Source organism: Pseudomonas sp. GM78 (genome assembly GCF_000282475.1).
Taxonomy (GTDB): Bacteria; Pseudomonadota; Gammaproteobacteria; order Pseudomonadales; family Pseudomonadaceae; genus Aquipseudomonas.
In genome coordinates this window covers 1-25,477 of record NZ_AKJF01000028.1, presented here as the reverse complement: position 1 = coordinate 25,477, position 25,477 = coordinate 1, and the positions used below count along the sequence as shown (strand labels likewise).

The following is a 25,477-nucleotide window of genomic DNA, read 5'->3' as shown; positions in this document are numbered from 1 at the left end:
GCGGCCCCAGCCGTTGTCCCAACGGTAGTAGGTGCGTTGGCGGTAGAAGGTGTTCGGTTGATCGTCGAGCACATACACCCCCAGTTTCGGATCCCAATGACTATTGCCCCCCGGTGGCGGCGCAAAGCTGGCCGAGGTGCGCGGCAGCGGCTTGGCCGGTTTGGCGGGAGTCGTCGGCTTGCTTGGCGCCGTCGACGGCGCCGGTTTGGTGCTGGGCTGCGACGGCGGGATCCGTGGCGGGGTCGGCTCTTCAGGTGGCCGCTGGACCGCACAAGCGCTCAGCCCCAAAACAACGCTGAGCAGGGTGATACGAGCAATGGCGGTCATGGTGGCGTTTCCTGTTATTTATCCGGGCTGTCGATGGTCAGTTCTTGCGGCGCGGTGGTGCTGCTGGCCAGGGGCTGGCTGCGACCGATCCACTCGCCTGCCGTCGGTTGGCCGGCGCGGGAGATGCGCGCAACCAGTTGGACTTCAGGGAAGTTCGACAGTTTCAACTGCGGCATCATTGCATCGCCATCGCCCAATTCGACGGTGGCCGGCAGATCGGCCACGGTCAGGCGTTTGGCCGCCAGTGGCGCGGGAGGGCCCGAGGTGGCGCGGGCGAAGATGAACACGCTGTCGCCCGGCTGGACCTTGGCCTTCAGGTCGGCCGCCAGGTCCACCCGGACCTTGAGCAGCGCTGCCGGCTTGGCCGCTGGCGCCTGGGCCACCTTGCCACCGCTGGCCACCAGTTTCTCGCTGGCGCGGGTAATACCACCCTGCAGCGCGATACGGGACTGGTCGTCCGGCGGCAGTTGATCCAGCAGGCGATTCCAGTAATCGATCGCTTCCTGATAACGCTGGCCTTCGAAGGCGGCAATGCCCAGCAGGCCAAGGCTGGTCACTTCTTTCGGATCAGCCTTGAGCGCTTCGTCCGTCAGGGCCTGGACCTTGTCCGACCACTTCTTGCCATCGGCGAAATACTGGGCCTGGGCCCATTGCCCCAACAGTTCAGGTTGGCGCCCGGCGAGGTTCACGGTGCGCTCGAAGACCTTCGCCGCATCAGCCGGACGATCCTGGGTCATGTAGGTGCGACCAAGGAAGTACAGCGCCTCGGCGGAGTCGGGCTGCGCCGCGACTGCGCGCTCCAGGCGCCGGGTCATTTCTTCCATCGACTGCGGCGCCTGGGCGAATTCCCGGGTCAGCTCGACTTTGTCGCTGGCACCGAAATGCAGGTACAGACCCAGGCCCAGCACCGGCACCAGGATGGCGGCCAGCAACGGTGCCGCCTTGCCCAGGCGGGTCACCCGCGGCGCGACAACGCCTTCGGTGTCGGCGAGCAGTTCACGGGCGGCTTCGGCGCGGCCGGCGTCCATTTGCGCGGCATCGAGAACGCCCTCTTGCTGCTGAACCTGAAGCTCAGCCACGCGCTCCTGATACAGCGCCACGTTCAGGGCAGTACGATCCTCTTCGAGCTGGGCGCGACGGCTACGCAGAACGGGGATCAGCAGAAAACTCAGGGCTACCAGGAGCAGCAGGCCTGCAGCGAGCCAGAAATCAATCATTCTTGGTTTTTATCCAACAGTTGGTCAAGGCGCTTGCGCTCCTCGGCAGAAAGCGAACCCGGCGTTTCGGCGCGTTGCACGCGGCGACGGCGCACGATCACCGCGATGATCACCACACCGCCCAGCAGCAGGCCGGCGGGGCCGAACCAGAGCAGCGCGGTCTTGGCGTTCAGGGCCGGTTTATAGCGGACGAAATCACCGTAGCGATCGACCATGAAGTCGATGATCTGCTGATTGTCCTTGCCCTCGCCGAGCATGCGGAAAATCTCTTTGCGCAGGTCGGCGGCGATCGGTGCGTTGGAGTCGGCGATGTCCTGGTTCTGGCACTTGGGGCAACGCAGCTCCTTGGTCAACTCGCGAAAACGCTCGCGATCACCTTCCTTGGCGAACTCGTAGGTGTCGATGGCGGCGTGGGCCACGCCGGCCAGGCTCAAGCCCAGGACAACGGCGGCAATCCAGCGCTTCATGGCTTGGCCTCGTCGACCAGCGCCTGGTACTTGGCCGCCAGTTTTTCGCGCCAGACCTGCTCGTCGATCACGCCGACGAATTTGTCGCGGATGATGCCCTTGGCGTCGATGAAGAAAGTTTCCGGGGCGCCGTACACACCGAGGTTCAGGCCCAGGGTGCCGGCGTCGTCGCGGATGTCCAGTTGATAGGGGTTGTGGAAGTCCGCCAGCCACTTCAAGGCGTCGGCGTTGACGTCCTTGTAGTTGATGCCGTAGATCACCACGCCCTTTTCAGCCAGCTTGTTCAACACCGGGTGCTCGACCCGGCAGGAAATGCACCAGGTGCCCCAGACGTTGACCAGCGCCGGCTTACCGAGAATGTCGGCACGGGTCAGGGTCTTGTCGCCCTGCACCGCCGGCAGGGAGAACTCCGGAAAGGGTTTGCCGATCATCGCCGAGGGCAACTCGGCCGGGTCCAGGTACAGACCGCGATACAGGAAAACAGCCACCACCAGGAAAATCGCCAGTGGCAAGAGCATCAACCAACGCTTCATGCAGTCGCTCCAGACATGCCCAGTGCTTCACGCACACGGCTTTTCACCTTGACTCGATAACGTCCGTCCAGCGCTGCCAGCAAACCGCCAAGACCGGTCAGCAAACCACCGAACCAGATCCAGCGCACGAACGGCTTGACGTGCACACGTACCGCCCAGGCGCCGTCCCCCAGGGGTTCGCCCAATGCGACGTAGAGGTCACGGGTGAAACCGGCGTCGATCCCGGCTTCGGTCATCACCGAATTCTGTACCGTGTAGAGGCGTTTTTCCGGGTGCAGGACGCTGACCTCCTTGCCGCCCTTGATCACCCGGACGGTGCCCTTGTCGGAGGTGAAGTTCGGGCCTTCGAAGTGTTTGGCGCCTTCGAAGATGAACTGATAACCGCCCAGGGCCATGGATTCGCCGGGCGCCAGGCGCAGGTCGCGCTCGGCACTGTTCTGGCTCGACAACACCACGCCCAGGGCGCAAACGGCGATGCCCAGGTGTGCAACCTGCATGCCCCAGTAGCTGCGGGTCAGGGTCGGCAGGCCTTTGATCAGGCCTTTGTGGCGAGTCTTGTCGACAATGTCACGCGCGCCAGCCAGCAATACCCAGGCCGCGAGCATGAAGGTCGCCAGCACCGCCCAGTTGAAATCGCCGTACGCCACGCCAGCCACCACCGCCAGCGCGGCGCTGCCCAGCAGCACCGGGGTCAGCATGCTCAGCAGCCACTTCACCGGGGTGTCTTTCCAGCGCACGATCACGCCGACCGCCATCACCAGCATCAACAAGGCCATCAACGGAATGAACAGCGCGTTGAAGTACGGCGGGCCGACCGACAGCTTGGCGCCGGTCATGGCATCGAGAATCAACGGATACAAGGTGCCCAGCAGGATCATCGACGCCGCCACCACCAGCACCAGGTTGTTACCCAGCAACAGGGTTTCCCGGGACCAGAGGTTGAAGCCGACCTGGCTCTTGACCACCGGAGCGCGCAAGGCGAACAGCGTCAGCGAACCACCGACGACGAACAGCAGGAAGATCAGGATGAACACGCCGCGCTCGGGGTCCGAGGCAAAGGCATGCACCGAAGTCAGCACGCCGGAACGCACGAGGAAGGTGCCCAGCAGGCTCAACGAAAAGGCGGCGATGGCCAACAACACGGTCCAGCTCTTGAACACACCACGTTTTTCCGTGACCGCCAGCGAGTGAATCAGCGCGGTGCCCACCAGCCAGGGCATGAACGAGGCATTTTCCACCGGGTCCCAGAACCACCAGCCGCCCCAGCCGAGTTCGTAGTAGGCCCACCAGGAGCCGAGGGTGATGCCGATACCGAGGAAGGCCCAGGCGACGATGGTCCACGGACGCGACCAACGCGCCCACGCGGCATCCAGACGGCCGCCCATCAGCGCTGCGATCGCGAACGCGAACGCCACCGAGAAACCGACGTAACCCATGTACAGCATCGGCGGGTGAACGATCAGGCCGATATCCTGCAGCAATGGATTGAGGTCGGCGCCATCGCTGGGCATTTGCGGCAGGATGCGCTTGAACGGGTTGGAGGTGAGGATCAGGAACAGCAGGAAACCGGTGCTGATCATGCCCATCACTGCCAGCACCCGTGCCAGCATCACTTGCGGCAACTGCCGGGAGAACACCGACACGGCGAACGTCCAGCCACCGAGGATCAGCGCCCACAACAGCAACGAACCTTCGTGCGCGCCCCATACGGCGCTGAATTTGTAGTACCAGGGCAAGGCACTGTTGGAGTTGCTGGCGACATAGGCGACGGAGAAATCGTCGGCCATGAACGCATAGGTCAAGCAGGCAAAAGCGAACAGCAGGAAGGCGAATTGCCCCCATGCCGCCGGTTGGGTCAGGCTCATCCAGAACCGGTCGCCGCGCCAGGCGCCGACCAATGGCACGACGGCCTGAACCAGCGCAAAACACAGCGCCAGGATCATGGCCAGGTGGCCCAGTTCGGGAATGAAGATGCCGGAAGTCATGGATCAACCCTCCTTAGCGGGTGTTGGGGCGGATTGACCACTGTCTTTCAAGGCCTTGGTCACTTCCGGCGGCATGTACTTTTCATCGTGCTTGGCCAGCACTTCATCGGCCACCACCACGCCATCGGCATTGAGCTTGCCCAGGGCGACGATGCCCTGCCCTTCGCGGAACAGGTCAGGGAGAATGCCGCGATAAGCGATGGTCACGGATTTGTTGAAGTCGGTGACGACGAACTTCACGTCCAGCGAGTCGCTGGAACGCTGCAGGGAGCCCGCCTCGACCATGCCGCCGGCGCGGATGCGCGTGTCCTGCGGGGCTTCGCCATTGGCGATCTGGGTCGGCGTGTAAAACAGGTTGATGTTCTGCTGCAGGGCGCTCAGGGCCAGGCCCACGGCGGCGCCGACCCCGACCAGGATCGCCAGAATGATGATAAGACGCTTTTTACGCAGCGGATTCACTTGCCGTTCTCCCGGCGCAGACGACGCGCCTCTTGTTGCAGATACCGCTTGCGGGCCAGGATCGGCGCCGCCACGTTGAGGGCCAGCACCGCCAGGCAAATGCCATAGGCCGACCAGACATACAGGCCATGATGGCCCATGGCGAGGAAGTCGCCGAATGAAGCAAAACTCATCGAACGACCTCCAGGCTGTTTTCCACTTCGGCTTTCACCCAACTGGCCCGAGCCTCGCGCTTGAGCACTTCAAGGCGCATGCGCAGCAGCAACACCGCGCCGAAGAAACAGTAGAAACCCAGCGCCGTCAGCAGCAACGGCAGCCACATCTCGGCGGGCATCGCCGGTTTTTCCGTGAGGGTGAAGGTCGCGCCCTGGTGCAGGGTGTTCCACCACTCCACCGAGTACTTGATGATCGGGATGTTGATCACCCCGACAATCGCCAGCACCGCGCAGGCCTTGGCCGCGCTGTCACGATTGCTGATGGCGTTGCCCAGCGCAATAAGACCGAAGTACAGGAACAGCAGAATCAGCATGGACGTAAGGCGTGCATCCCAGACCCACCACGAGCCCCAGGTCGGCTTGCCCCAGATCGCCCCGGTGACCAGCGCCACGGCGGTCATCCAGGCACCGATGGGTGCCGCGCACTGCAGGGCGACGTCGGCCAGCTTCATCTTCCACACCAGCCCGACGATGCCGCACACCGCCAGCATCACGTAGATGGACTGGGCCAGCATGGCGGCCGGAACGTGGATGTAGATGATGCGAAAGCTGTTGCCCTGCTGGTAGTCCGGCGGCGCGAAGGCCAGGCCCCAGACCACGCCAACGCCGATCAGCAGCAACGCCGCGACGCTCAACCATGGCAGCAGTTTGCCGCTGATGCCGTAAAACCATTTGGGCGAGCCGAGCTTATGAAACCACGTCCAGTTCATTACTGTTTCCATCACGGTTGCCGCTCGTTGTCACGAGACAGCCAAAGGGTCTTTACTGGTCAATTTTTGACCAGACCTCATTATTCGCCGACGCTGATCTTCAGGCCAGCAGCTATTGCAAAGGGTGTCAGGGTTATCGCCAGGGCGGTCAGGCTGCCAAGCCACAAGAGATAACCGGTCGCCGGCATGCCCTGCAAGGCGGCCTGCAAGGCGCCACTGCCAAGGATCAACACCGGGATGTACAACGGCAGAATCAGCAGGGCCAGCAACAGGCCGCCACGCTTCAAACCGACCGTCAATGCCGCGCCCACCGCACCAAGCAAGCTCAGTACCGGTGTACCCAGCAATAAAGAAAGCAGCAACACCGGCAGACAGGCGGCAGGCAAACCGAGCATCAACGCCAGCAAGGGTGCGAGCAAAACCAGTGCCAAGCCGGAAAACGCCCAGTGTGCCAGCACCTTGGCCAAAACCAGAAGAGCCAGGGGGTGCGGCGAAAGGACCCACTGTTCCAGCGATCCGTCTTCGAAATCACTGCGGAAAAGCCCGTCCAGCGAGAGTAAAACCGATAAAAGGGCCGCCACCCAGACCAGTCCCGGAGACAAGGTTTGCAACAATTGAGACTCGGGACCGACCGCCAACGGGAACAGCGAAACGACGATGGCGAAGAACACCAGCGGATTGGCCAGTTCTGCCGGACGGCGGAACAGCAGACGGGCCTCGCGGGCGACCAACAGGCCGAAAACACTCATACGGCCCAGTTCCCCAAATCAATGTCGCGATAAGCGGCCGGCAGGCGGCTCAGCGTATGGTGAGTGGTCAAGACCACCATGCCACCGCGCTCGCAGTGGCCGGCCAGGTGTTCTTCGAGCTGTGCCACGCCTTGCTTGTCGAGGGCGGTGAACGGCTCATCGAGTATCCACAGCGGCGGGCTGTCCAGGTAAAGCCGCGCCAGTGCCACGCGGCGCTGTTGACCCGCGGACAGCGTGTGGCAGGGAACATCCTCGAAACCGCGCAACCCGACAGCCGCCAGGGCCTGCCAGATCGCCTCGTGTGAAGCCGGTTGATGCAGGGCGCACAGCCAGCTGAGGTTCTCTTGCGGGGTCAGCAAGTCCTTGATGCCGGCGGCATGGCCGATCCACAACAAATTGCGTGCAAGCTCGGCGCGTTGCTCGCTCAGCGGCTGACCGTTGAGCAGCACTTGACCGGCGGTCGGGTGCATCAGGCCGGACAACAGGCGCAACAGGCTGGTCTTGCCACTGCCGTTCGGGCCACTGATTTGTACCATTTCGCCACTGGCCATTCTCAAATCGAGATTTTCGAAGAGCAGCCGAAGGTCTCGCTCACAGGCAAGGGCAACGGTTTGCAGGACTGGACTGGTCAAGGGTTCACGGGCCTTATACGGTTCAAGTCGGCGCTGGTGCGGCCGTTAAAGAGATGCAGGATAAAGGTATTGGCGGCCCGGACGAGAGAGCTGCGTCAATTAACCGTGAAATTTTCCGCATTCTGTATACAACGGGACGGCATTATACATGCCATTTCCTACTCTCAAGCGTGCATTTTCCCAAGGTTGTGACCGCGTATGACAGGCGAAATGAACATCCTCCCGCTACCGCAGGTCACCGCGGCGACCCCGCGTGCGCCGGCGGTCAGTGGCGAGTTGCTCAAGCTGCTGACGCCGACGGAGGGCCTGATCACCGCAGGCCAGACCGCCAAGGCGGAAGTGCTGTCGCTCAAGCAGGCGGATCAGGCCTTTCAGTTGCTGCTCAAGCTCACCCTCGAAAACGGTCGGCAGACCATGCTCCAGGCCATCAGCAATCAGCCCTTGGCCCAAGGCACCCGCATCGCGGTCACCCAACCTTCGGCGGGCAACCTGGCGGTCACCGTGCAGCAAGCCATCGCCGCCAGTGTCGCCACCCTCACCCGCATCGACACGGCGCAAATGCCAGCGGGCACCCTGCTGCAGGGTAAAGTGCTGACCTCCCAGGCGTTGCCGCCTGTACCGGGGCAAGCCACGGTGTTCCGCTCGATGGTCAGCCTGCTCAACACCGCGTTGAGCGGCAGCACCCTTAGCATCGACAGTTCGCAGCCGTTGCGCATCGGCACCTTGCTCAGCGCCCAGGTGCAGGACGCCCAGACCTTGAAGTTCGTGCCCCTGAGCAGCCGCCAGGAACAATTGGCCGTGACCCAGCAACTGCTCAGCCAACAAAGCCGCCAGGGCTCGCTGGACGGCTTACTCAAACTGCTGCAAAACCTGCCAGCCTCGACACAGACTTCAAGCGAGCTGCGCACGGCCGTGGACAGATTGCTCGCTGGCCTGCCGGACATCCAGCAATTGAGCAGTGCCAAAGGCCTGGCCCAGGCGTTGGCCAGCAGCGGTGCGTTCCTGGAATCGAAACTGCTGGGCGGCCAGAACCTGGCGCCCGACATGAAAGGCGACCTGCTCAAACTGATCGGCCAGCTGTCATCCGGGCTGCCGGCCAGCACCCAGCTCAGCGCGATCATCGCCGCCAACACCCTGGCCCAGGCCATGCCGAGCTTTGTGCGCAATGCCCTGGGCATGCTTGGCCAGGTCAGCGCCAAGCCGTCGCCGACCGGTTTCCCGCTGCCTGAGCGGCTGTTGCAAAGCGCCGAAGGCGAAGACGATCTGGAACACCTGCTGCGCCTGGCCGCAGCCGCGGTTTCACGCCTGCAAAGCCACCAGCTGTCCAGCCTGGAGCAGACCGGTGTCACACCAGACGGGCGCCTGATGAGTACTTGGCAGCTGGAGATTCCGATGCGCAACCTGCAGGACATCGTGCCGTTGCAGGTCAAGTTCCAGCGCGAAGAGGCTCCCGAAAGAGAGCAACCCAAGGAACGCCAGGAGGAGCGCCTGCCCAAGCAACAACTATGGCGCATCGAACTGGCGTTCGACATGGAACCGCTCGGGCCGTTGCAGGTTCAGGCACAACTGATACAGGGCAGCCTCAGCAGCCAGCTGTGGGCCGAACGCGCCTACACCGCCAGCCTGATCGAAAACAACCTGGCGGCCTTGCGCCAACGAATGCTGGCCGCAGGGTTGAACGTCGGCGATCTCGACTGCCACCTCGGCAAACCTCCCCAAGGTCCACAAACCCGCGTCGAACAACGCTGGGTCGACGAAAACGCATGAAAAACCCCAGCGCCCCACGCCAAGCCATCGCCCTCAAGTACGACGGCACCCACGCCCCTACCCTGACGGCCAAGGGCGACGAAGAACTGGCGGAAGAAATCCTGCGCATTGCTAGCGACTGCGAAGTGCCGATCTACGAGAACGCAGAACTGGTGAGCCTGCTGGCGCGGATGGAGTTGGGGGACAGTATCCCGCAGGAGCTATATCTCACGATTGCCGAGATCATTGCGTTTGCGTGGAACTTGAAGGGTAAGTTTCCGGCGGGGCAGGATCTGGATGCGGTGATGGTGGAGAAGGATATTACAGAGCGCGGGGACGACAACTAAGGCTTTGAAAGCAAAAGATCGCAGCCTTCGGCAGCTCCTACATGGGTTTACATTCACCTGTAGGAGCTGCCGAAGGCTGCGATCTTTGATCGTTCCCACGCTCTGCGTGGGAATGCAGCCCGTGACGCTCCGCGTCACATCCTGAAAGCGGAACGCGGAGCGTCCCAAGAGGCATTCCCACGCACACCGTGGGAACGATCCGGGCGGCTCAGTTCTTGTGCACCTTGCTCATCAACTCTGCCTCGGCCTGGGTCAAGCCGCAGGACTGGGTCAGTTCGTCGACGCTGGCGCCCATGCCGACCAGTTTCGCCGCCTGATCAAATGACAGGCTCTTGGGATCGCGCTGTTCCAGCCGGGTCAGCTTGTCCGGCAATGGCGCGACGAGCGCGCGCAATTCCTGCAGCTCTTCGCCCATGCGCACATTGCCGTCCTGGTAATTGTCGACGCGCCTGCCCAGGTCCTTGATGCGCTGGTCGCGCTGCGCATCGCCTTGGGCCTGTTGCGCAGCGATCAGCTTTTGCCCGCGGATATAGGACAAAAACATTGCCAGCGTGCCTGCCCAGAACAGGAACAGGACAATGACCGCCACTTCGAGAATCAATCAGATGTTCTCCAGGTCCGACCATTCTTCTTCGCTCATCATCTTGTCCAGCTCGACAAGAATCAGCAGTTCGTTGTTCTTGTTGCACACGCCCTGGATGAACTTGGCGGACTCTTCGTTACCGACGTTCGGCGCTGTCTCGATTTCCGACTGACGCAGGTAAACCACTTCGGCCACGCTGTCGACCATGATCCCGACCACTTGCTTGTCGGCTTCGATGATGACGATGCGGGTGTTGTCGCTGATTTCGGCATTCATCAGGCCGAAGCGCTGGCGGGTGTCGATCACGGTGACCACGTTGCCGCGCAGGTTGATGATGCCCAGCACATAGCTCGGAGCGCCCGGTACCGGGGCGATTTCGGTATAGCGCAGGACTTCCTGGACGCGCATCACGTTGATGCCGTAGGTCTCGTTGTCCAGCTTGAAGGTGACCCATTGCAGGATCGGATCTTCGGAACCCTTTGCCGCCGTCGCCTTGTCATTCATACCCTGATCCCCTCAAGAAACCGCCCTGGCGGTGTTGTTCTGTTATTTGGTTTTATGGGGAGGCTTCGTGCCGCCCATGTGCCTGGCCCCACCGCTGGCGATCAACTCGGCCAGTTCGGATACATCGAGCAATGCACACATGTGTTCAATCACCGTGCCCGCCAGCCACGGCCGCTGGCCACGGTGGCTGCGCCATTTGATTTCGTTCGGGTCCAGGCGCAACGAGCGACTGACCTGATGCACCGCCAGCCCCCACTCGTAGCCCTGGACGGATATCACGTATTGCAGGCCCTGCTTGAAATCCTCGCGGTAACGATCGGGCATGACCCATCGCGCCGTGTCCAACACCTTCAGGTTGCCTGCCTGGCTCGGCAGGATGCCGAGGAACCACTCCGGTTGACCGAACAACGACGTCAGCTCGTGACCGGCCAGTGGATAGATCGAACCCAGGCACACCAGCGGCACCGCCAGGGTCAACCCGGCGACATCGAACAACAGGCATTCGAACGGTTCGGCGGCCCAGGCGGGTCGGCCGTCGGTTTCTGCCGGTGGTGGCGTGTCAGCGGGTGGCAGATGCACTTCCACCACGGGTGGTACCAGCACCTGTTGCACGTCGACAGGGGCCTGAATCAAAACCTGCTGGTCTTCGACGGCGGGTGGCACCAAGGTTTGCAGCAAAGGTGCAATGGTCGAGACCGGTGCCAGCACAGGTGTTGGCGCATCGATCACGGCAACCGGTGCTTTCACTACCGGCACTACCGCTGGGGCGGCCGCGACTACGATTGTCTGCGCATCGCGAGCCTGCTCTTCGAGTACTGCCGCCTGGAATTCGTCCAGCACAGCGTCAACCTCGATCACCTCGGGAAGCGTTTCGATGGGCGCTGAGAATTCTTCGGTGATGTCTTGCAGCAGGCTGTCCAGATAGGACTGCAGCGCCAGTTGCGGGCGTGAGGTGATTTTCAATGGCCGGTTCATTGGCATCTCATGCCACCTGCGCAACAAGTTGCGCCGCCAGCAGATGCTTGAGCAGCGCGCGGTAGGCGACGACGCCGCGGCTCTTGCCGTCGAATTGCGAAGGCGTCAGCCCCGCCCGGCTGGCGTCGCGCAGGCGTGTATCGACCGGGATGTAGCCCTGCCAGATTTCGTCAGGAAACTTGTCGCGCAACACCCGCAGCGTACCGAGGGACGCTTGCGTGCGGCGATCGAACAGGGTCGGCACGATGGTGAACGGCAAGGCCTGCTTGCGCGAACGATTGATCATCGCCAGGGTGTTGACCATGCGCTCCAGCCCTTTGACCGCCAGGTGTTCGGTCTGCACCGGGATCACCAGTTGCTGGCTTGCCGCCAAGGCATTGACCATCAGCACCCCGAGCAACGGCGGGCTGTCGATGACCGCGTAATCGAAGTCCTGCCATAACTGCGCCAGGCTCTTGGCGATCACCAGGCCCAGGCCACTCTGGCCCGGCGACTGGCGTTCAAGGGTGGCCAGCGCGGTGCTCGAGGGCAATAGCGAAATGGATTCGTGACTGGTGGGCAGCAACAGCTGGCCGGGCAGGCCCTGGGGCACGCTGCCTTTATGCAGGAACAGGTCGTAGTTGCTGTGTTCCAGGCTGTCGGGGTCGTAACCGAAATAGCTGGTCATGGAGCCGTGGGGGTCGAGATCGACCACGACCACGCGCTTGCCCGCCTCGGCCAGCAACCCGGCTAAAGCGATGGAAGAAGTGGTTTTACCGACACCACCCTTTTGATTGGCAACTGCCCAGACTCTCATTCGATTGTTCCTCCCGGCCGGGTCGACCGGGAATTAGCTCAACGTGTTAATGCGGGCGACGGAGAATTGACGGCGTTCTCTCGAACCGGCGACTTGACCGTGGTCGGTGCAGTTTGTGTGCCAGCACGCTTCAAGGCGGCATCCGGTTGAGCGTTGGCCGCTCCCGTAGCGGTGAGGCTGCGCCGCACGTCCAGGTTGCGCGACACCACCAGCACCACGCGACGGTTGCGCGCCCGGCCCTCGGCCGTGGCGTTATTGGCCACCGGCTGGAACTCGCCATAGCCCACCGATGCCAGGCGACCGGGATTGACCCCCTGCATGGCCAGCATGCGCACGATGCTGGCCGAGCGGGCCGAGGACAGCTCCCAGTTGGTAGGGTACTGCGCGGTGCGGATCGGTTGGTCGTCGGTGAAACCCTCGACATGGATCGGGTTGTCGAACGGTTTGAGGATCGTCGCGACCTTGTCGATGATGTTGAAGGCAATGTCGCTGGGCATGGCATCGCCGCTGCCGAACAACAGGCTGGAATTGAGTTCGATCTCGACCCACAACTCGTTGCCGCGCACGGTCATCTGCTTGGAGCTGATCAGGTCGCCGAAGGCCGCGCTGATGTCGTCGGCGATGCTTTTGAGCGGATCGCTGGCACCCGAGACACCGGCATCGACCTGGTCACTGTCCTTGACCAACGGCTTGGCCGGGGTGACGGTCTTCGGCCGCTCGTCACCGATGGGGATTGGCTTGAGCGCGCGATCGCTATCGGTGAAGACGCCGATCAATGCCTCGGAAATGACTTTGTACTTGCCTTCGTTGATCGACGAAATCGAGTACATCACCACGAAAAACGCGAAGAGCAAGGTGATGAAGTCGGCGTAGGAAACCAGCCAACGCTCATGGTTTACATGTTCATCATGTTGACGACGACGAGCCATAGTCCATTACCCCCATCAATCCATGAAGCCCTGGAGCTTCAACTCGATAGAGCGCGGGTTTTCACCTTCGGCGATCGACAGGATTCCTTCCAGCAACATTTCGCGATAACGCGACTGGCGCAACGCGATGGACTTGAGCTTGGCGGCAATCGGCAGCAACACCAGGTTGGCACTGGCCACGCCATAGATGGTGGCAACGAAGGCCACGGCGATGCCATTGCCCAGCTGCGACGGATCGCCCAGGTTGCCCATGACGTGAATCAGGCCCATCACCGCACCAATGATGCCGATGGTCGGCGCATATCCGCCCATGCTTTCAAAAACCTTGGCGGCTTCGATGTCGCGGCTTTCCTGGGTGTAGAAATCCACCTCGAGAATGCTGCGGATCGCTTCCGGCTCGACGCCATCGACCAGCAATTGCAGGCCTTTGCGCGAGTAGCTGTCGGGTTCGGTATCGGCCACCCCTTCCAGCCCCAGCAGGCCTTCCTTGCGGGCGGTCAAGCTCCAGTTGACGACGCGATCGATGCCGCCGGCCAGGTCGACCCGCGGAGGAAACAGGATCCACGCCAGAATCTGCATGGCCCGCTTGAAAGCGCTCATGGGCGATTGCAGCAACGCCGCGCCAATGGTCCCGCCCAGCACGATCAACGCGGCGGGACCGTTGGCCAGCGCGCCGATATGCCCGCCTTCAAGGTAGTTGCCGCCAATGATGGCGACGAACGCCATGATGATGCCGATGAGACTTAAAACGTCCATCAGACACACGCCTCGACGATGTGCCGGCCGATGTCGTCCAGTGCATACACCGCGTCGGCCAGTTCGGCCTTGACGATGGCCATGGGCATGCCATAGATCACGCAGCTGGCTTCATCCTGGGCCCAGATCGAACTGCCGCTCTGCTTGAGCAGGCGCGCGCCTTCGCGACCGTCGGCGCCCATGCCGGTCAGTACCACCGCCAGAACTTTGTCGCCATAAGACTTGGCCGCCGACCCGAAGGTGATGTCCACGCACGGCTTGTAGTTCAGGCGCTCGTCGCCCGGCAGGATTTTCACCGCACCCCGGCCGTCGATCATCATCTGCTTGCCACCGGGTGCCAACAACGCCAGGCCCGGGCGCAGGATGTCGCCGTCCTCGGCTTCCTTGACGCTGATCCGGCAGAGCTTGTCCAGGCGCTCGGCGAACGCCTTGGTGAAGGCCGCCGGCATGTGCTGAACCAACACGATCGGCGCCGGGAAGTTGGCTGGCAGCTGGGTCAATACCCGCTGCAAGGCCACCGGGCCGCCGGTGGACGTACCGATGGCCAGCAGTTTGTAGGCTTTGCGTTTCGGCGCTGGCGACGACGGTGCGTGCGCAGGTGCACGGCTAGGGATCGGTGCTGGAGCCGGGCGCACCGGCGCGCTGCTGCCATAACCGAAGGTGCTCGAAGGCGCTGGCGTCGGAGCCGGAGCCGGAGCTACCACCGGTGCTGGCGCGCTATAGCTGCTGACGCGACGATTGCTGCGCGAGATGCTGAGGATCTTCTCGCACAGCAGTTGCTTGACCTTCTCGGGGTTGCGCGAGATGTCTTCGAAGTTCTTCGGCAGGAAGTCCACCGCGCCGGCGTCCAGCGCGTCCAGGGTGACCCGGGCGCCTTCATGGGTCAGCGAGGAAAACATCAGGACCGGGGTCGGGCAGCGCTGCATGATGTGCCGTACCGCGGTGATGCCGTCCATCATCGGCATCTCGTAGTCCATGGTGATCACGTCCGGCTTGAGGGCCAGCGCCTGATCAATCGCCTCTTTGCCGTTGGTCGCCGTGCCGACGACCTGGATATTGGAATCCGCTGAAAGAATTTCCGAGACGCGGCGACGGAAAAACCCTGAATCGTCCACCACCAGGACCTTGACTGCCATAAACACTCCATTAGACGCAGCGGGGCGTCAGCCGCCACCGCTGCGCCAGAATCAAATACGCCGTGTGGCGTAACGCTTGAGCATGCTCGGAACATCGAGAATCAGCGCGATGCGGCCGTCACCGGTGATGGTGGCGCCCGACATGCCGGGGGTTCCCTGGAGCATTTTGCCCAATGGCTTGATGACCACTTCTTCCTGGCCCACCAGCTGGTCGACGACAAAGCCGATCCGCTGGGTGCCCACCGAAAGGATCACCACATGGCCTTCGCGCTGCTCTTCGTGAGCGGCGGAGCTGACCAGCCAGCGCTTGAGGTAGAACAACGGCAGTGCCTTGTCCCGCACGATCACCACTTCCTGGCCGTCCACCACGTTGGTGCGCGACAGGTCGAGGTGGAAGATCTCGTTGACGTTCACCAGCGGGAAGGCGAACGCCTGGTTGCCGAGCATGACCATCAGGGTCGGCATGATCGCCAGGGTCAGCGGCACCTTGATGACGATCTTCGAGCCCTGGCCCTTGGCCGAGTAGATGTTGATCGAACCGTTGAGCTGGGAGATCTTGGTTTTCACCACGTCCATGCCCACGCCACGACCCGACACGTCGGAGATCTCGGTCTTGGTCGAGAAACCCGGGGCGAAGATCAGGTTGTAGCATTCGGTATCGCTCAGGCGGTCGGCCGCGTCCTTGTCCATCACACCGCGTTTTACCGCGATGGAACGCAGGACATTCGGGTCCATGCCCTTGCCGTCGTCGGAGATCGACAACAGGATGTGATCGCCTTCCTGCTCGGCCGCAAGGATCACCTTGCCGCCACGGGCCTTGCCCGACGCTTCGCGCTCTTCCGGCGATTCGATGCCGTGGTCGACCGCGTTGCGCACCAGGTGGACCAGTGGGTCGGCCAGGGCCTCGACCAGGTTCTTGTCGAGGTCGGTGTCTTCGCCGACCAACTCCAGGTTGATCTCTTTCTTGAGCTGGCGCGCCAGGTCGCGAACCAGGCGCGGGAAGCGCCCGAAGACTTTCTTGATCGGCTGCATCCGGGTCTTCATGACCGCGGTCTGCAGGTCGGCCGTGACCACGTCGAGGTTCGACACGGCCTTGGACATGGCTTCGTCGGCGCTGTTGGCACCCAGGCGCACCAGGCGGTTACGCACCAGCACCAGTTCGCCGACCATGTTCATGATCTCGTCGAGCCGCGCGGTATCGACCCGCACGGTGGTCTCGGCTTCGCTGGCCGGCTTTTCCGCGGGCGGCGCAGCCGGGGCACGGGCCGCAGCCGGTACCACGGCGGCAACGGGTGCCGGCGCTTCGGCTTTCGGTTCGGGTGCCTTGGCAACGGGTTTGGGCGCGACAACCTTGGCGGTCGATGCCGCCACCGAGTTCGAACCGCTCGCCGCTGTCGCGGTGCCGACTTCGCTGAACTTGCCTTTGCCGTGCAATTCGTCGAGCAGCGCCTCGAATTCATGATCGCTGATCAGGTCACTGCCGGCCGCCGCTGCGGTGGGCGCTGCCGGAGCAGGCACCGATGCAATGGCCGACTCCAGCGCCTCGACGGCAAAGTTGCCCTTGCCGTGCAGCTGGTCGAGCAAGGCTTCGAATTCTTCGTCGGTGATGTCGGAGCTATCGCCAGCGGCTTTAGGCTCTGGTGGCGCGGCGGGCGCAGGAGCCACTGCATCGACGGCGAATTTGCCCTTGCCGTGCAGTTGATCGAGCAACGACTCGAACTCGGCATCGGTGATTTCGTCGCTACCAGCCGTATCGCTTGCAGCCACTTCGCTGGCAGGTGCAGGAACAACGGCTGGCGCTTCGGCCTGGGCCTTGACGGCGTTCAGCGAGTCCAGCAATTGTTCGAATTCGTTATCGGTAATATCGCCTGAATCGGCTTCGACCACTGCGGCAACAGGCACAGCTGCCACCTCGTCCGCCGCTTGCGGCTCGGCCAGTCGAGCCAGCGCCGCCAGCAACTCGGGGGTTGCAGCCGTGATCGGGCAGCGTTCGCGCACTTCGCTGAACATGCCGTTCACTGCATCCAGCGCTTCGAGGACCACGTCCATCAATTCCGAGTCGACGCGACGTTCGCCCTTGCGCAGGATGTCGAACACGTTCTCGGCGATGTGGCAGCACTCCACCAACTCATTGAGCTGGAGGAAGCCGGCGCCCCCTTTTACAGTGTGAAAACCGCGAAAAATTGCATTGAGCAAATCCGCATCATCCGGACGGCTTTCCAGCTCGACCAGTTGCTCGGACAGTTGCTCTAGAATCTCGCCGGCCTCAACCAGGAAATCCTGAAGGATCTCTTCATCGGCGCCGAAGCTCATTTAAGGGGGTGCTCCTAAAGGTCTAAAAACCCGAAAACCTAAAATCCAAGACTGGATAACAAATCGTCCACATCGTCCTGACCGGACATAACGTCTTCTCTTTTATCGGCATGAATCTGCGGACCTTCACCCTTGGAGAGATGTTTTTGTGGATCTTTTTCTGCAAGCATCGCCGCACGGTCATGTTCGATGCCCGCAAAGCGGTCCACCTGGCTGGCCATCAGCACGAGCTTGAGCAAGTTGCTTTCTACTTCTGTGACCAACTGGGTCACGCGCTTGATCACCTGGCCGGTGAGGTCCTGGTAATCCTGGGCGAGCAGAATGTCATTGAGGTTGCTCGACACCGCGCGGTTGTCGGTGTTGCTGCGCGCCAGGAAGCCGTCGACGCGCCGGGCCAGCTCACGAAACTCTTCAGCCCCGACTTCGCGGCGCATGAAGCGACCCCAGTCCGCGCTCAAACCCTGGGCTTCGTCAGCCAGGCTGTTGACCAGCGGCGTGGCGTTTTCCACCAGGTCCATTGTGCGGTTGGCGGCGGCTTCGGTCAGCTTGACCACATACCCCAGGCGCTCGGTGGCGTCAGTGATCTGCGACACTTCCTCGGCTTGCGGCATGTGCGGGTCAATCTGGAAATTGACGATCGCGCTGTGCAGCTCGCGGGTGAGCTTGCCCACTTCCTGATACAGGCCTCGGTCACGGGTCTGGTTGAGCTCATGGATCAATTGCACAGCATCGCCGAACCTGCCCTTTTCAAGGCTCGCGACCAATTCGACGGCGTGTTTTTTCAGGGTCGATTCAAAATCGCCCTGGGATGATTCGTTATGCCCCATAGCTCCCCCGTGGCGCAGTTCAACCGATGCGTTCGAAAATCTTCTCGATTTTTTCTTTCAACGCCTGGGCCGTGAAGGGTTTGACGACATAGCCGTTTACGCCGGCCTGGGCCGCTTCGATGATCTGCTCGCGCTTGGCTTCGGCAGTCACCATCAGCACTGGCAAGTGCTTGAGCCTTTCATCGGCGCGCACGTGGCGCAGCAGGTCGATACCGGTCATGCCAGGCATGTTCCAGTCCGTCACCAGAAAGTCGATGCTCCCGCTGTTGAGTACCGGAATGGCGGTAGTGCCATCGTCGGCCTCGACCGTGTTGGTGAACCCAAGGTCACGCAACAGGTTCTTGATGATCCGCCGCATCGTTGAGAAGTCATCAACGATGAGGATTTTCATGTTCTTGTCCAATTCGACCTCCAAGCAGACTAAAACGCGCCCAGCACCTGGACGCGCCATTTCAATCAATCTGGCGAAACACTTGATGAGTGTTTGGGTTACAACGGATCGAGGCCGGCACGGTTCATCACCCCACCAACCGCGTCGCAGTGCCCCCACACTGCCTTCAGCGCGCTCGCCACTCTCCCAGACGCCCCCGCAAACGGGCCGCGCACTGGCTGTGTAACTGGCTGACCCGGGATTCGCTGACCCCCAGGACTTCGCCGATTTCCTTGAGATTCAGTTCTTCGTCGTAGTACAGCGCCAACACCAATCGCTCACGCTCCGGCAAGTTGGCGATCGCGTCCGCCAGCGCCGCCTGGAAGCGTTCATCTTCCAGATCGCGTGACGGTTCCAGATGAGCACTGGCGCCATCCTCGTGCAGCCCTTCGTGTTCGCCGTCCTGCAACAGGTCGTCGAAACTGAACAGGCGGCTGCCCAGGGTGTCGTTCAAAATCCCGTAGTAATCGTCAAGACTCAATTGGAGTTCGGCCGCAACTTCGTGATCTTTAGCGTCACGGCCGGTTTTCGCTTCAATCGTGCGAATGGCGTCGCTGACCATTCGCGTATTGCGGTGGACCGAACGTGGCGCCCAGTCGCCCTTGCGCACTTCATCGAGCATGGCGCCGCGGATGCGGATGCCCGCGTAGGTTTCGAAACTGGCGCCTTTGCTGGCGTCGTATTTGGTCGATACTTCCAGCAGGCCGATCATCCCGGCCTGGATCAGGTCTTCGACCTGGACACTGGCCGGCAGACGCGCCAGCAAGTGATAGGCAATGCGTTTAACCAGCGGCGCGTAACGCTCGATCAGCTCGTACTGCGCGTTACGCGCCGATGCCTTGTAGAGGTTGTAACCGCTTGCGGTCATAGCACCGGTCCTGCCGTTTGTTGCACGAGGCGCTCGACGAAAAACTCCAGGTGCCCACGCGGGTTGGCGGGCAGCGGCCAGGTATCGACCTTCTGCGCGATCGCCTTGAATGCCAGCGAGCACTTGGAGCGCGGGAAGGCCTCGTAGACGGCGCGTTGCTTCTGCACGGCCTTGCGCACGCTTTCGTCGTAAGGCACCGCACCCACGTATTGCAGGGCGACGTCGAGGAAGCGGTCGGTGACCTTGGTCAACTTGGCGAACAGGTTGCGCCCTTCCTGGGGGCTCTGCGCCATGTTGGCCAGCACGCGGAAACGGTTCATGCCGTAATCGCGGTTGAGCAATTTGATCAACGCGTAGGCGTCAGTGATCGAGGTCGGCTCGTCGCAGACCACCAGCAACACTTCCTGGGCCGCGCGCACGAAACTGACCACCGATTCGCCAATGCCCGCCGCCGTGTCGATCACCAGCACGTCGAGATTGTCGCCGATGTCGCTGAAGGCCTGGATCAGGCCGGCATGCTGGGCCGGGCTCAAGTGAACCATGCTCTGGGTGCCGGACGCCGCGGGCACGATGCGGATGCCGCCGGGGCCCTGCAACAGCACGTCGCGCAGTTCACAGCGGCCCTCGATCACGTCGGCCAGGGTACGTTTGGGTGTCAGCCCCAACAGAACGTCGACGTTCGCCAGGCCCAGGTCGGCGTCCAGCAGCATGACGCGCCGGCCAAGCTCAGCCAAAGCCAGGGACAAGTTCACTGACACGTTAGTTTTACCGACGCCACCTTTGCCGCCGGTCACCGCGATCACCTGTACAGGATGCATGCTGCCCATGTTATTTCTTTACCTTGTTCTGCATAGACGGGGCCACATAACTGGCTGCGCGTTCACAACCGGAACAATGCATGGCAGGCCATCGATGTAGGGTACAAAAACTATTCATTGTTACCTCAGCCAACCTGCTTGGTCGGACTGTGGTAGATATCAGCGAACATGTCAGCCATGGCCTCTTCGCTGGGTTCTTCCTGCATTTGCACGCTGACGGCCCGACTGACCAGTTGATGACGACGCGGCAGATGCAGATCATCCGGAATCCGCGGGCCATCGGTCAGGTAGGCCACCGGCAACTCATGGCTGATGGCCAGGCTCAACACCTCGCCCAGACTTGCCGTTTCATCCAGTTTAGTCAGGATGCAGCCAGCGAGCCCGCAACGCTTGTAACTGTGATAAGCGGCGGTTAGAACCTGTTTCTGGCTGGTGGTTGCCAGGACCAGATAATTTTTTGACCGAATGCCTCGAGCGGCCAGGCTTTCGAGCTGCATGCGCAGGGCCGGGTCGCTGGCTTGCAGGCCGGCGGTATCGATCAGCACCACGCGCTTGCGCAACAAGGGATCCAGCGCCTGGACCAGCGACTGGTTCGGATCGACGTGGGTCACCGGCACATTGAGGATCCGCCCGAGGGTCTTGAGCTGTTCCTGGGCACCGATGCGGAAGCTGTCCATGCTCACCAGCGCAATGTTCTGCGCGCCGTACTTGAGCACGTAACGGGCCGCCAGCTTGGCCAGGGTGGTGGTCTTGCCCATGCCGGCCGGGCCGACCATGGCGATCACACCGCCCTCTTCCAGCGGTTCCATTTCCGGCGTAACGATCATCCGCGCCAGGTGCGCCAGCAACATGCGCCAGGCCTGACGGGGTTCTTCAATTTCGCTGACCAGCGCCAGCAGGTCCCGCGACAACGGGCCGGACACGCCAATGCGTTGCAGGCGACGCCACAGGGTCGCCTGTTCCGGACGACTGCCCTGCAGCTGGTTCCAGGCGAGGGAACCGAGTTGCACTTCCATGAGTTCGCGCAGGCTGTTGAGCTCCGAACGCATCGAGTCGAAGACCCGCGTATCAATCGTGGCCGCCGGGGCAGGTGCTGGCGCGGGACGGTGCGCTTCGGCCAGGGTCGGTTCGATCAGCGGTTCGGCAGCGGTCAGCGGCAGGCCGGCAAACAACTGTTGATTGGTGCCCTTGTCGTTATCGCCCTCGCCGCGCAGGCTCAATTCGGCCTGGGCAGTGACGATCCGCGACTGAGTCTTGCGCAGTTCGTCCTCGAGCTCCATGTTCGGCACGCGCGGGGCCAGCGCCGACAGTTGGTAATCCAGGGCGGCCGTAATCTCGACACCACCGGCGATGCGGCGGTTGCCAATGATCGCGGCATCGGCGCCCAGCTCTTCACGAACCAGTTTCATGGCCTGACGCATATCGGCGGCGAAAAAACGCTTAACTTGCATGAATCACTACCTCAGCCGTTGGGCCCTACTGTCGCAACGATGGTCACTTGCTTGTTGTCAGGAATTTCCTGATAAGCCAACACATGCAAACCCGGGACCGCGAGTCGGCCAAATCGCGAGAGCATCGCGCGAATCGGACCGGCTACCAGCAGAATCACCGGTTGACCTTGCATCTCTTGCCGCTGCGCCGCATCGATCAACGAGCGCTGCAGCTTCTCAGCCATGCTTGGCTCCAGCAGAACGCCCTCTTCAGAGCCTTGTCCTGCCTTCTGCAGACTATTGAGCAATATTTGTTCCAACCTGGGTTCAAGCGTGATCACAGGCAGCTCGGAGTCAGTGCCTACAATGCTTTGCACGATTGCGCGGGATACGCCGACGCGCACCGCGGCGACCAGCGCGGCGGTATCTTGACTCTTGTTGGCGTTGTTCGCGATGGCTTCGGCAATGCTACGAATGTCGCGTACCGGCACCTGTTCGGCCAACAGCGCCTGCAGGACCTTGAGCAATTGCGAGAGCGACAGCACGCCCGGTACCAGCTCTTCAGCCAGCTTCGGCGAGTTTTTCGCCAGCAATTGCATGAGTTGCTGAACTTCCTCGTGGCCGATCAACTCGCTGGAGTGCTTGTACAGGATCTGGTTCAGGTGGGTGGCCACCACCGTACTGGCGTCGACCACGGTGTAACCCAGCGATTGCGCCTGGGCGCGCTGGCTGATTTCGATCCACACCGCCTCCAGGCCGAAAGCCGGATCTTTGGCGGTTATGCCGTTGAGCGTGCCATAGACCTGCCCCGGGTTGATCGCCAGTTCGCGATCCGGGTAAATCTCCGCCTCGGCCAGAATCACTCCCATCAGGGTCAGGCGATAGGCACTCGGTGCCAGGTCGAGGTTGTCGCGAATGTGCACCGTGGGCATGAGAAACCCAAGGTCCTGGGACAGCTTCTTGCGCACGCCCTTGATCCGCGCCAGCAATTGACCACCCTGGTTGCGGTCCACCAGCGGAATCAGCCGGTAGCCCACTTCCAGGCCGATCATGTCGATCGGCGTCACATCATCCCAGCCCAGCTCCTTGGTCTCCTGGGCACGGGCCGGCGATGGCAACAGCTCCTGCTGGCGCTTGACCTCTTGCAGGGCCTGCACCTTGGCAGAGTTCTGCTTTTTCCAGAACAGGTACGCACCACCCGCCGCCAGGGCGGCCATGGACAGGAAGGAAAAGTGCGGCATGCCAGGCACCAGCCCCATCACCGCCATCAAGCCCGCCGACACCGCCAACGCCTTGGGCGAAGCGAACATCTGCCGATTGATCTGCTTGCCCATGTCTTCGGAGCCCGAAGCACGGGTCACCATGATCGCCGCCGCTGTGGATAACAACAGTGATGGCAATTGCGCCACCAAACCGTCACCAATGGTCAGCAGGGCGTACACCTTGCCGGCATCGGCGAAGGTCATGTTGTGCTGGAAGATACCGACCGCCATGCCGCCGATCAGGTTGATGAACAGAATCAACAGGCCGGCGATGGCGTCACCGCGCACGAACTTGCTGGCACCGTCCATGGAGCCATAGAACTCAGCCTCCTGCGCCACTTCCGAACGGCGGGCCTTGGCCTGGGCCTGATCGATCAGGCCGGCGTTGAGGTCGGCGTCGATAGCCATTTGCTTACCGGGCATCGCATCGAGGGTGAAACGCGCGCTCACCTCGGAAATACGCCCGGCACCCTTGGTCACCACGACGAAGTTGATGATCATCAGGATCGCAAACACCACGATACCGACCACGTAGTTACCGCCAATCACCACCTCGCCGAAGGCCTGGATCACCTTGCCCGCGGCGGCATGGCCATCCTGGCCGTGAAGCATCACCACCCGGGTGGATGCCACGTTGAGCGCCAACCGCAAGAGCGTCGCCACCAGCAAAATGGTCGGGAACACCGCAAAATCCAGCGGCCGCAAGGCGTACACACACACCAGCAGCACGACGATCGACAGTGCAATGTTGAACGTGAAAAACACGTCAAGCAGGAACGGCGGCATCGGCAACATCATCATCGCCAACATGACCAGCAACAACAGCGGCACGCCCAGATTGCCTCGGCTGAGGTCTGCCATGTTCGTGCGGGCACTGTTGATTAACTGAGAGCGATCCACCGGTATTCCCCGTTCCTTTGAAGCAAAACTTTTGACGCCAGAAGCTGGCGCAAAGCGGCTACTGCAAGAAGCCTTCCAACTTTTGCGAGGGGTTGAAATAGAGGTTTTAACGGAGGTTTTGTATTGCCTGGTCTGGCGTCATCGCGGGTGAGCCCGGCTCCCACAGCGATTTGTGTCGAGCGCTGATTTCGTGATCAACCCCAATCACTGTAGGAGCGAGGCTTGCCCGCGAAGAGGCCGGCACTGCCACCGAGTACCTCGGAAAGCACACAAATGACCAGTAAATCATACACGCACCACAGCACACCTATCAGTTCTGCTAGTACCCAACTTTTGTGTTGAGACCAATACTGACCTCCCGCACTTCGAACCTTGGGGGTAACCACCCATGACATCATCACCGCGCGAAACCGATCTCTGCCATTACCACTACGACCCCCTCGATCGCCTGATCAGTCATGCCCTGGCAGACACCCCCAGGCGCCAGAGCTTCTACTGCAAAAGCAGGCTGGCCACCGAGATACAAGGTGCGATGTGCCTTTCGATTGTCCAGCAGGGTGACCAGTTGTTGGCGCAGCAACAAAGTGAGGGTAATGCGCCCGATACCACGCTGCTGGCCACCGATCAGCAGCGTTCGGTGCTGCAGATGGTCAAGGCCAATCATTCACCGCAGCCCATCGCCTATTCACCCTATGGTCACCGTTCTGCTGGAGGCGGGTTACTCAGCCTGCTCTGCTTTAACGGCGAACGGCCAGATCCGGTAACTGGGCATTATCTACTGGGGAATGGGTATCGGGCGTTTAATCCCGTATTGATGCGGTTTAATAGCCCGGATAATTGGAGTCCGTTTGGGAAGGGTGGATTGAATGCTTATGCTTATTGCTTGGGAGATCCAGCCAACCGAACAGACAACGACGGGCATCGCTCTTGGCTTACCTTGTTGAAAACCACTGTCACCAGAAAGGTAAAATACAACAACACCAAATGGAAAATCAAATCTAGAAAAACACCTAATGAAGCCTTGAACGCCCGTGACGAACTAATACAATATGACAAGCTAATTGCCAAAGAGCCAGATGCGCTTGACATGCAAAACAAACAATTCCAAATCGATTACGAGAACCTTGATAAAAATCCCACAAACCCAACCACTATTGCAATGCGCGACTTACTTGAGCAATTAAATCGGACCCCCCCTCCTTCCGAACCCAATTTACTCCACATGAAACTTGCTATCGCAAACCTTGACCCTTCGACCATGCCAAACATCCATCCCGACATAATAAGAACCTACGCGGAAAAAGTTTTAAACATTAGAAACCCAGCTCTAGATTGGTACAAAATACAGAGAGAGGTTATCCTAACCAACCATTTCAAACCTATAAAAAAACCCGAATTCGCTGAAACACACTGCCTGACCCTAAAATAGACTTATAACTATTTTGAGACTAGACAGATTAGAAAAAAGGGACCGATTTATTTTATGACTTTGCCCTGAATAAACTGTCCTCTTTTTTCATTTCTCTCCTAGGGAAAAGTAGGGAAAAGGGGACAGATTTATTT

The 25,477-nt window shown here is 61.1% G+C and carries 27 protein-coding genes; 3 read left to right on the top strand and 24 right to left on the bottom strand.

Features of this window, described 5'->3' with window-relative positions; translation table 11 throughout:
• From PMI35_RS28385 to ccmA, 10 genes are all read right to left on the bottom strand, one after another.
• On the bottom strand, window positions 1–327 hold a 327-nt coding region (locus PMI35_RS28385), incomplete at its 3' end, for a hypothetical protein (protein ID WP_008055376.1).
• A 14-nt stretch (window positions 328–341) separates the two neighbouring features.
• A complete protein-coding gene (gene ccmI / locus PMI35_RS28390) occupies window positions 342–1,544 on the bottom strand; it encodes a c-type cytochrome biogenesis protein CcmI (protein ID WP_008055375.1) in 1,203 nt (400 codons plus the stop codon).
• Entirely contained in the window at window positions 1,541–2,011 is a 471-nt protein-coding gene (locus PMI35_RS28395) for a cytochrome c-type biogenesis protein (protein WP_008055374.1), read from the bottom strand. The genes ccmI and PMI35_RS28395 overlap by 4 nt, the downstream gene beginning before the upstream one ends.
• On the bottom strand, window positions 2,008–2,544 hold the full coding sequence (locus PMI35_RS28400; RefSeq protein WP_008055373.1) for a DsbE family thiol:disulfide interchange protein: 537 nt from the start codon (window positions 2,542–2,544) through the stop codon (window positions 2,008–2,010). Before PMI35_RS28400 ends, PMI35_RS28395 begins: the two co-directional genes overlap by 4 nt.
• Complete coding sequence (locus tag PMI35_RS28405; protein ID WP_008055372.1) at window positions 2,541–4,529, bottom strand: heme lyase CcmF/NrfE family subunit; 1,989 nt, start codon at window positions 4,527–4,529, stop codon at window positions 2,541–2,543. The genes PMI35_RS28400 and PMI35_RS28405 overlap by 4 nt, the downstream gene beginning before the upstream one ends.
• 3 nt (window positions 4,530–4,532) lie before the next feature.
• On the bottom strand, window positions 4,533–4,988 hold the full coding sequence (gene ccmE, locus PMI35_RS28410) for a cytochrome c maturation protein CcmE (RefSeq protein ID WP_008055371.1): 456 nt from the start codon (window positions 4,986–4,988) through the stop codon (window positions 4,533–4,535).
• Complete coding sequence (gene ccmD / locus PMI35_RS28415) at window positions 4,985–5,161, bottom strand: heme exporter protein CcmD (RefSeq protein WP_008055370.1); 177 nt, start codon at window positions 5,159–5,161, stop codon at window positions 4,985–4,987. The genes ccmE and ccmD overlap by 4 nt, the downstream gene beginning before the upstream one ends.
• Window positions 5,158–5,913 carry a heme ABC transporter permease gene (locus PMI35_RS28420; RefSeq protein WP_008055369.1) on the bottom strand — a complete coding sequence of 252 codons (756 nt, stop codon included), beginning with the start codon at window positions 5,911–5,913 and terminating at the stop codon, window positions 5,158–5,160. The genes ccmD and PMI35_RS28420 overlap by 4 nt, the downstream gene beginning before the upstream one ends.
• An 80-nt stretch (window positions 5,914–5,993) precedes the next feature.
• Window positions 5,994–6,662 carry a heme exporter protein CcmB gene (ccmB, locus tag PMI35_RS28425; RefSeq protein ID WP_007980754.1) on the bottom strand — a complete coding sequence of 223 codons (669 nt, stop codon included), beginning with the start codon at window positions 6,660–6,662 and terminating at the stop codon, window positions 5,994–5,996.
• Window positions 6,659–7,294, bottom strand: coding sequence for a cytochrome c biogenesis heme-transporting ATPase CcmA (gene ccmA / locus PMI35_RS28430; RefSeq protein WP_032831327.1), 636 nt, complete (start codon window positions 7,292–7,294; stop codon window positions 6,659–6,661). Before ccmA ends, ccmB begins: the two co-directional genes overlap by 4 nt.
• A 198-nt stretch (window positions 7,295–7,492) precedes the next feature.
• Here ccmA and fliK point away from each other — a divergent pair, with 198 nt between their 5' ends.
• Together fliK and PMI35_RS28440 are read left to right on the top strand one after the other, a co-directional pair.
• Entirely contained in the window at window positions 7,493–9,061 is a 1,569-nt protein-coding gene (gene fliK / locus PMI35_RS28435) for a flagellar hook-length control protein FliK (RefSeq protein WP_008055367.1), read from the top strand.
• Entirely contained in the window at window positions 9,058–9,387 is a 330-nt protein-coding gene (locus PMI35_RS28440; protein WP_008055365.1) for an EscU/YscU/HrcU family type III secretion system export apparatus switch protein, read from the top strand. Before fliK ends, PMI35_RS28440 begins: the two co-directional genes overlap by 4 nt.
• A gap of 208 nt (window positions 9,388–9,595) precedes the next feature.
• On the opposite strand, the gene PMI35_RS28445 is transcribed toward PMI35_RS28440, so the two are convergent.
• From PMI35_RS28445 to flhA, 14 genes are all read right to left on the bottom strand, one after another.
• A complete protein-coding gene (locus PMI35_RS28445; protein WP_008055363.1) occupies window positions 9,596–9,988 on the bottom strand; it encodes a DUF2802 domain-containing protein in 393 nt (130 codons plus the stop codon).
• Entirely contained in the window at window positions 9,989–10,474 is a 486-nt protein-coding gene (locus tag PMI35_RS28450) for a chemotaxis protein CheW (RefSeq protein ID WP_007946765.1), read from the bottom strand.
• 42 nt (window positions 10,475–10,516) lie between these two features.
• The gene (locus tag PMI35_RS28455) at window positions 10,517–11,449 is read right to left on the bottom strand and encodes a CheW domain-containing protein (protein ID WP_008055360.1); all 933 of its coding nucleotides are present in this window, start codon (window positions 11,447–11,449) and stop codon (window positions 10,517–10,519) included.
• A 7-nt stretch (window positions 11,450–11,456) separates the two neighbouring features.
• Entirely contained in the window at window positions 11,457–12,245 is a 789-nt protein-coding gene (locus PMI35_RS28460) for a ParA family protein (RefSeq protein ID WP_008055358.1), read from the bottom strand.
• 38 nt (window positions 12,246–12,283) lie between these two features.
• Entirely contained in the window at window positions 12,284–13,174 is an 891-nt protein-coding gene (motD, locus tag PMI35_RS28465; protein ID WP_008055356.1) for a flagellar motor protein MotD, read from the bottom strand.
• A gap of 15 nt (window positions 13,175–13,189) precedes the next feature.
• On the bottom strand, window positions 13,190–13,930 hold the full coding sequence (locus PMI35_RS28470) for a flagellar motor protein (RefSeq protein ID WP_008055354.1): 741 nt from the start codon (window positions 13,928–13,930) through the stop codon (window positions 13,190–13,192).
• Window positions 13,930–15,066, bottom strand: coding sequence for a protein-glutamate methylesterase/protein-glutamine glutaminase (locus tag PMI35_RS28475; protein ID WP_008055352.1), 1,137 nt, complete (start codon window positions 15,064–15,066; stop codon window positions 13,930–13,932). Before PMI35_RS28475 ends, PMI35_RS28470 begins: the two co-directional genes overlap by 1 nt.
• A 51-nt stretch (window positions 15,067–15,117) precedes the next feature.
• Window positions 15,118–17,379: a chemotaxis protein CheA gene (locus PMI35_RS28480; protein WP_008055350.1), complete on the bottom strand. Its 2,262-nt coding sequence runs from the start codon at window positions 17,377–17,379 to the stop codon at window positions 15,118–15,120.
• A gap of 38 nt (window positions 17,380–17,417) precedes the next feature.
• Window positions 17,418–18,206 (bottom strand): protein phosphatase CheZ, encoded by a 789-nt coding sequence (locus PMI35_RS28485; RefSeq protein WP_008055349.1) that lies wholly within the window; start codon window positions 18,204–18,206, stop codon window positions 17,418–17,420.
• Between the two features lie 19 nt (window positions 18,207–18,225).
• Entirely contained in the window at window positions 18,226–18,597 is a 372-nt protein-coding gene (locus PMI35_RS28490) for a chemotaxis response regulator CheY (protein ID WP_007975363.1), read from the bottom strand.
• Between the two features lie 166 nt (window positions 18,598–18,763).
• On the bottom strand, window positions 18,764–19,504 hold the full coding sequence (gene fliA, locus PMI35_RS28495; protein ID WP_008055347.1) for an RNA polymerase sigma factor FliA: 741 nt from the start codon (window positions 19,502–19,504) through the stop codon (window positions 18,764–18,766).
• Window positions 19,501–20,331 (bottom strand): flagellar synthesis regulator FleN, encoded by an 831-nt coding sequence (gene fleN, locus PMI35_RS28500; protein ID WP_007975361.1) that lies wholly within the window; start codon window positions 20,329–20,331, stop codon window positions 19,501–19,503. Before fleN ends, fliA begins: the two co-directional genes overlap by 4 nt.
• 116 nt (window positions 20,332–20,447) lie before the next feature.
• Window positions 20,448–21,773, bottom strand: coding sequence for a flagellar biosynthesis protein FlhF (gene flhF / locus PMI35_RS28505; RefSeq protein WP_008055345.1), 1,326 nt, complete (start codon window positions 21,771–21,773; stop codon window positions 20,448–20,450).
• 11 nt (window positions 21,774–21,784) lie between these two features.
• The gene (gene flhA, locus PMI35_RS28510) at window positions 21,785–23,914 is read right to left on the bottom strand and encodes a flagellar biosynthesis protein FlhA (protein WP_008055344.1); all 2,130 of its coding nucleotides are present in this window, start codon (window positions 23,912–23,914) and stop codon (window positions 21,785–21,787) included.
• A gap of 388 nt (window positions 23,915–24,302) precedes the next feature.
• Between flhA and PMI35_RS28515 the strand changes: the two genes are divergently transcribed.
• Window positions 24,303–25,343 carry an RHS repeat-associated core domain-containing protein gene (locus tag PMI35_RS28515; RefSeq protein WP_008055343.1) on the top strand — a complete coding sequence of 347 codons (1,041 nt, stop codon included), beginning with the start codon at window positions 24,303–24,305 and terminating at the stop codon, window positions 25,341–25,343.
• Window positions 25,344–25,477: the final 134 nt, after the last annotated feature.

Bases quoted from the DNA above. Each gene is read 5' to 3' on its own strand.
- ccmI (WP_008055375.1), bottom strand. From the start codon at position 1,544: ATGATTGATTTCTGGCTCGCTGCAGGCCTGCTGCTCCTGGTAGCCCTG.
- PMI35_RS28395 (WP_008055374.1), bottom strand. From the start codon at position 2,011: ATGAAGCGCTGGATTGCCGCCGTTGTCCTGGGCTTGAGCCTGGCCGGC.
- PMI35_RS28400 (WP_008055373.1), bottom strand. From the start codon at position 2,544: ATGAAGCGTTGGTTGATGCTCTTGCCACTGGCGATTTTCCTGGTGGTG.
- PMI35_RS28405 (WP_008055372.1), bottom strand. From the start codon at position 4,529: ATGACTTCCGGCATCTTCATTCCCGAACTGGGCCACCTGGCCATGATC.
- ccmD (WP_008055370.1), bottom strand. From the start codon at position 5,161: ATGAGTTTTGCTTCATTCGGCGACTTCCTCGCCATGGGCCATCATGGC.
- PMI35_RS28420 (WP_008055369.1), bottom strand. From the start codon at position 5,913: ATGAACTGGACGTGGTTTCATAAGCTCGGCTCGCCCAAATGGTTTTAC.
- ccmB (WP_007980754.1), bottom strand. From the start codon at position 6,662: ATGAGTGTTTTCGGCCTGTTGGTCGCCCGCGAGGCCCGTCTGCTGTTC.
- fliK (WP_008055367.1), top strand. From the start codon at position 7,493: ATGACAGGCGAAATGAACATCCTCCCGCTACCGCAGGTCACCGCGGCG.
- PMI35_RS28440 (WP_008055365.1), top strand. From the start codon at position 9,058: ATGAAAAACCCCAGCGCCCCACGCCAAGCCATCGCCCTCAAGTACGAC.
- PMI35_RS28450 (WP_007946765.1), bottom strand. From the start codon at position 10,474: ATGAATGACAAGGCGACGGCGGCAAAGGGTTCCGAAGATCCGATCCTG.
- PMI35_RS28455 (WP_008055360.1), bottom strand. From the start codon at position 11,449: ATGAACCGGCCATTGAAAATCACCTCACGCCCGCAACTGGCGCTGCAG.
- PMI35_RS28460 (WP_008055358.1), bottom strand. From the start codon at position 12,245: ATGAGAGTCTGGGCAGTTGCCAATCAAAAGGGTGGTGTCGGTAAAACC.
- motD (WP_008055356.1), bottom strand. From the start codon at position 13,174: ATGGCTCGTCGTCGTCAACATGATGAACATGTAAACCATGAGCGTTGG.
- PMI35_RS28470 (WP_008055354.1), bottom strand. From the start codon at position 13,930: ATGGACGTTTTAAGTCTCATCGGCATCATCATGGCGTTCGTCGCCATC.
- PMI35_RS28475 (WP_008055352.1), bottom strand. From the start codon at position 15,066: ATGGCAGTCAAGGTCCTGGTGGTGGACGATTCAGGGTTTTTCCGTCGC.
- PMI35_RS28480 (WP_008055350.1), bottom strand. From the start codon at position 17,379: ATGAGCTTCGGCGCCGATGAAGAGATCCTTCAGGATTTCCTGGTTGAG.
- PMI35_RS28485 (WP_008055349.1), bottom strand. From the start codon at position 18,206: ATGGGGCATAACGAATCATCCCAGGGCGATTTTGAATCGACCCTGAAA.
- PMI35_RS28490 (WP_007975363.1), bottom strand. From the start codon at position 18,597: ATGAAAATCCTCATCGTTGATGACTTCTCAACGATGCGGCGGATCATC.
- fliA (WP_008055347.1), bottom strand. From the start codon at position 19,504: ATGACCGCAAGCGGTTACAACCTCTACAAGGCATCGGCGCGTAACGCG.
- fleN (WP_007975361.1), bottom strand. From the start codon at position 20,331: ATGGGCAGCATGCATCCTGTACAGGTGATCGCGGTGACCGGCGGCAAA.
- flhF (WP_008055345.1), bottom strand. From the start codon at position 21,773: ATGCAAGTTAAGCGTTTTTTCGCCGCCGATATGCGTCAGGCCATGAAA.
- PMI35_RS28515 (WP_008055343.1), top strand. From the start codon at position 24,303: ATGACATCATCACCGCGCGAAACCGATCTCTGCCATTACCACTACGAC.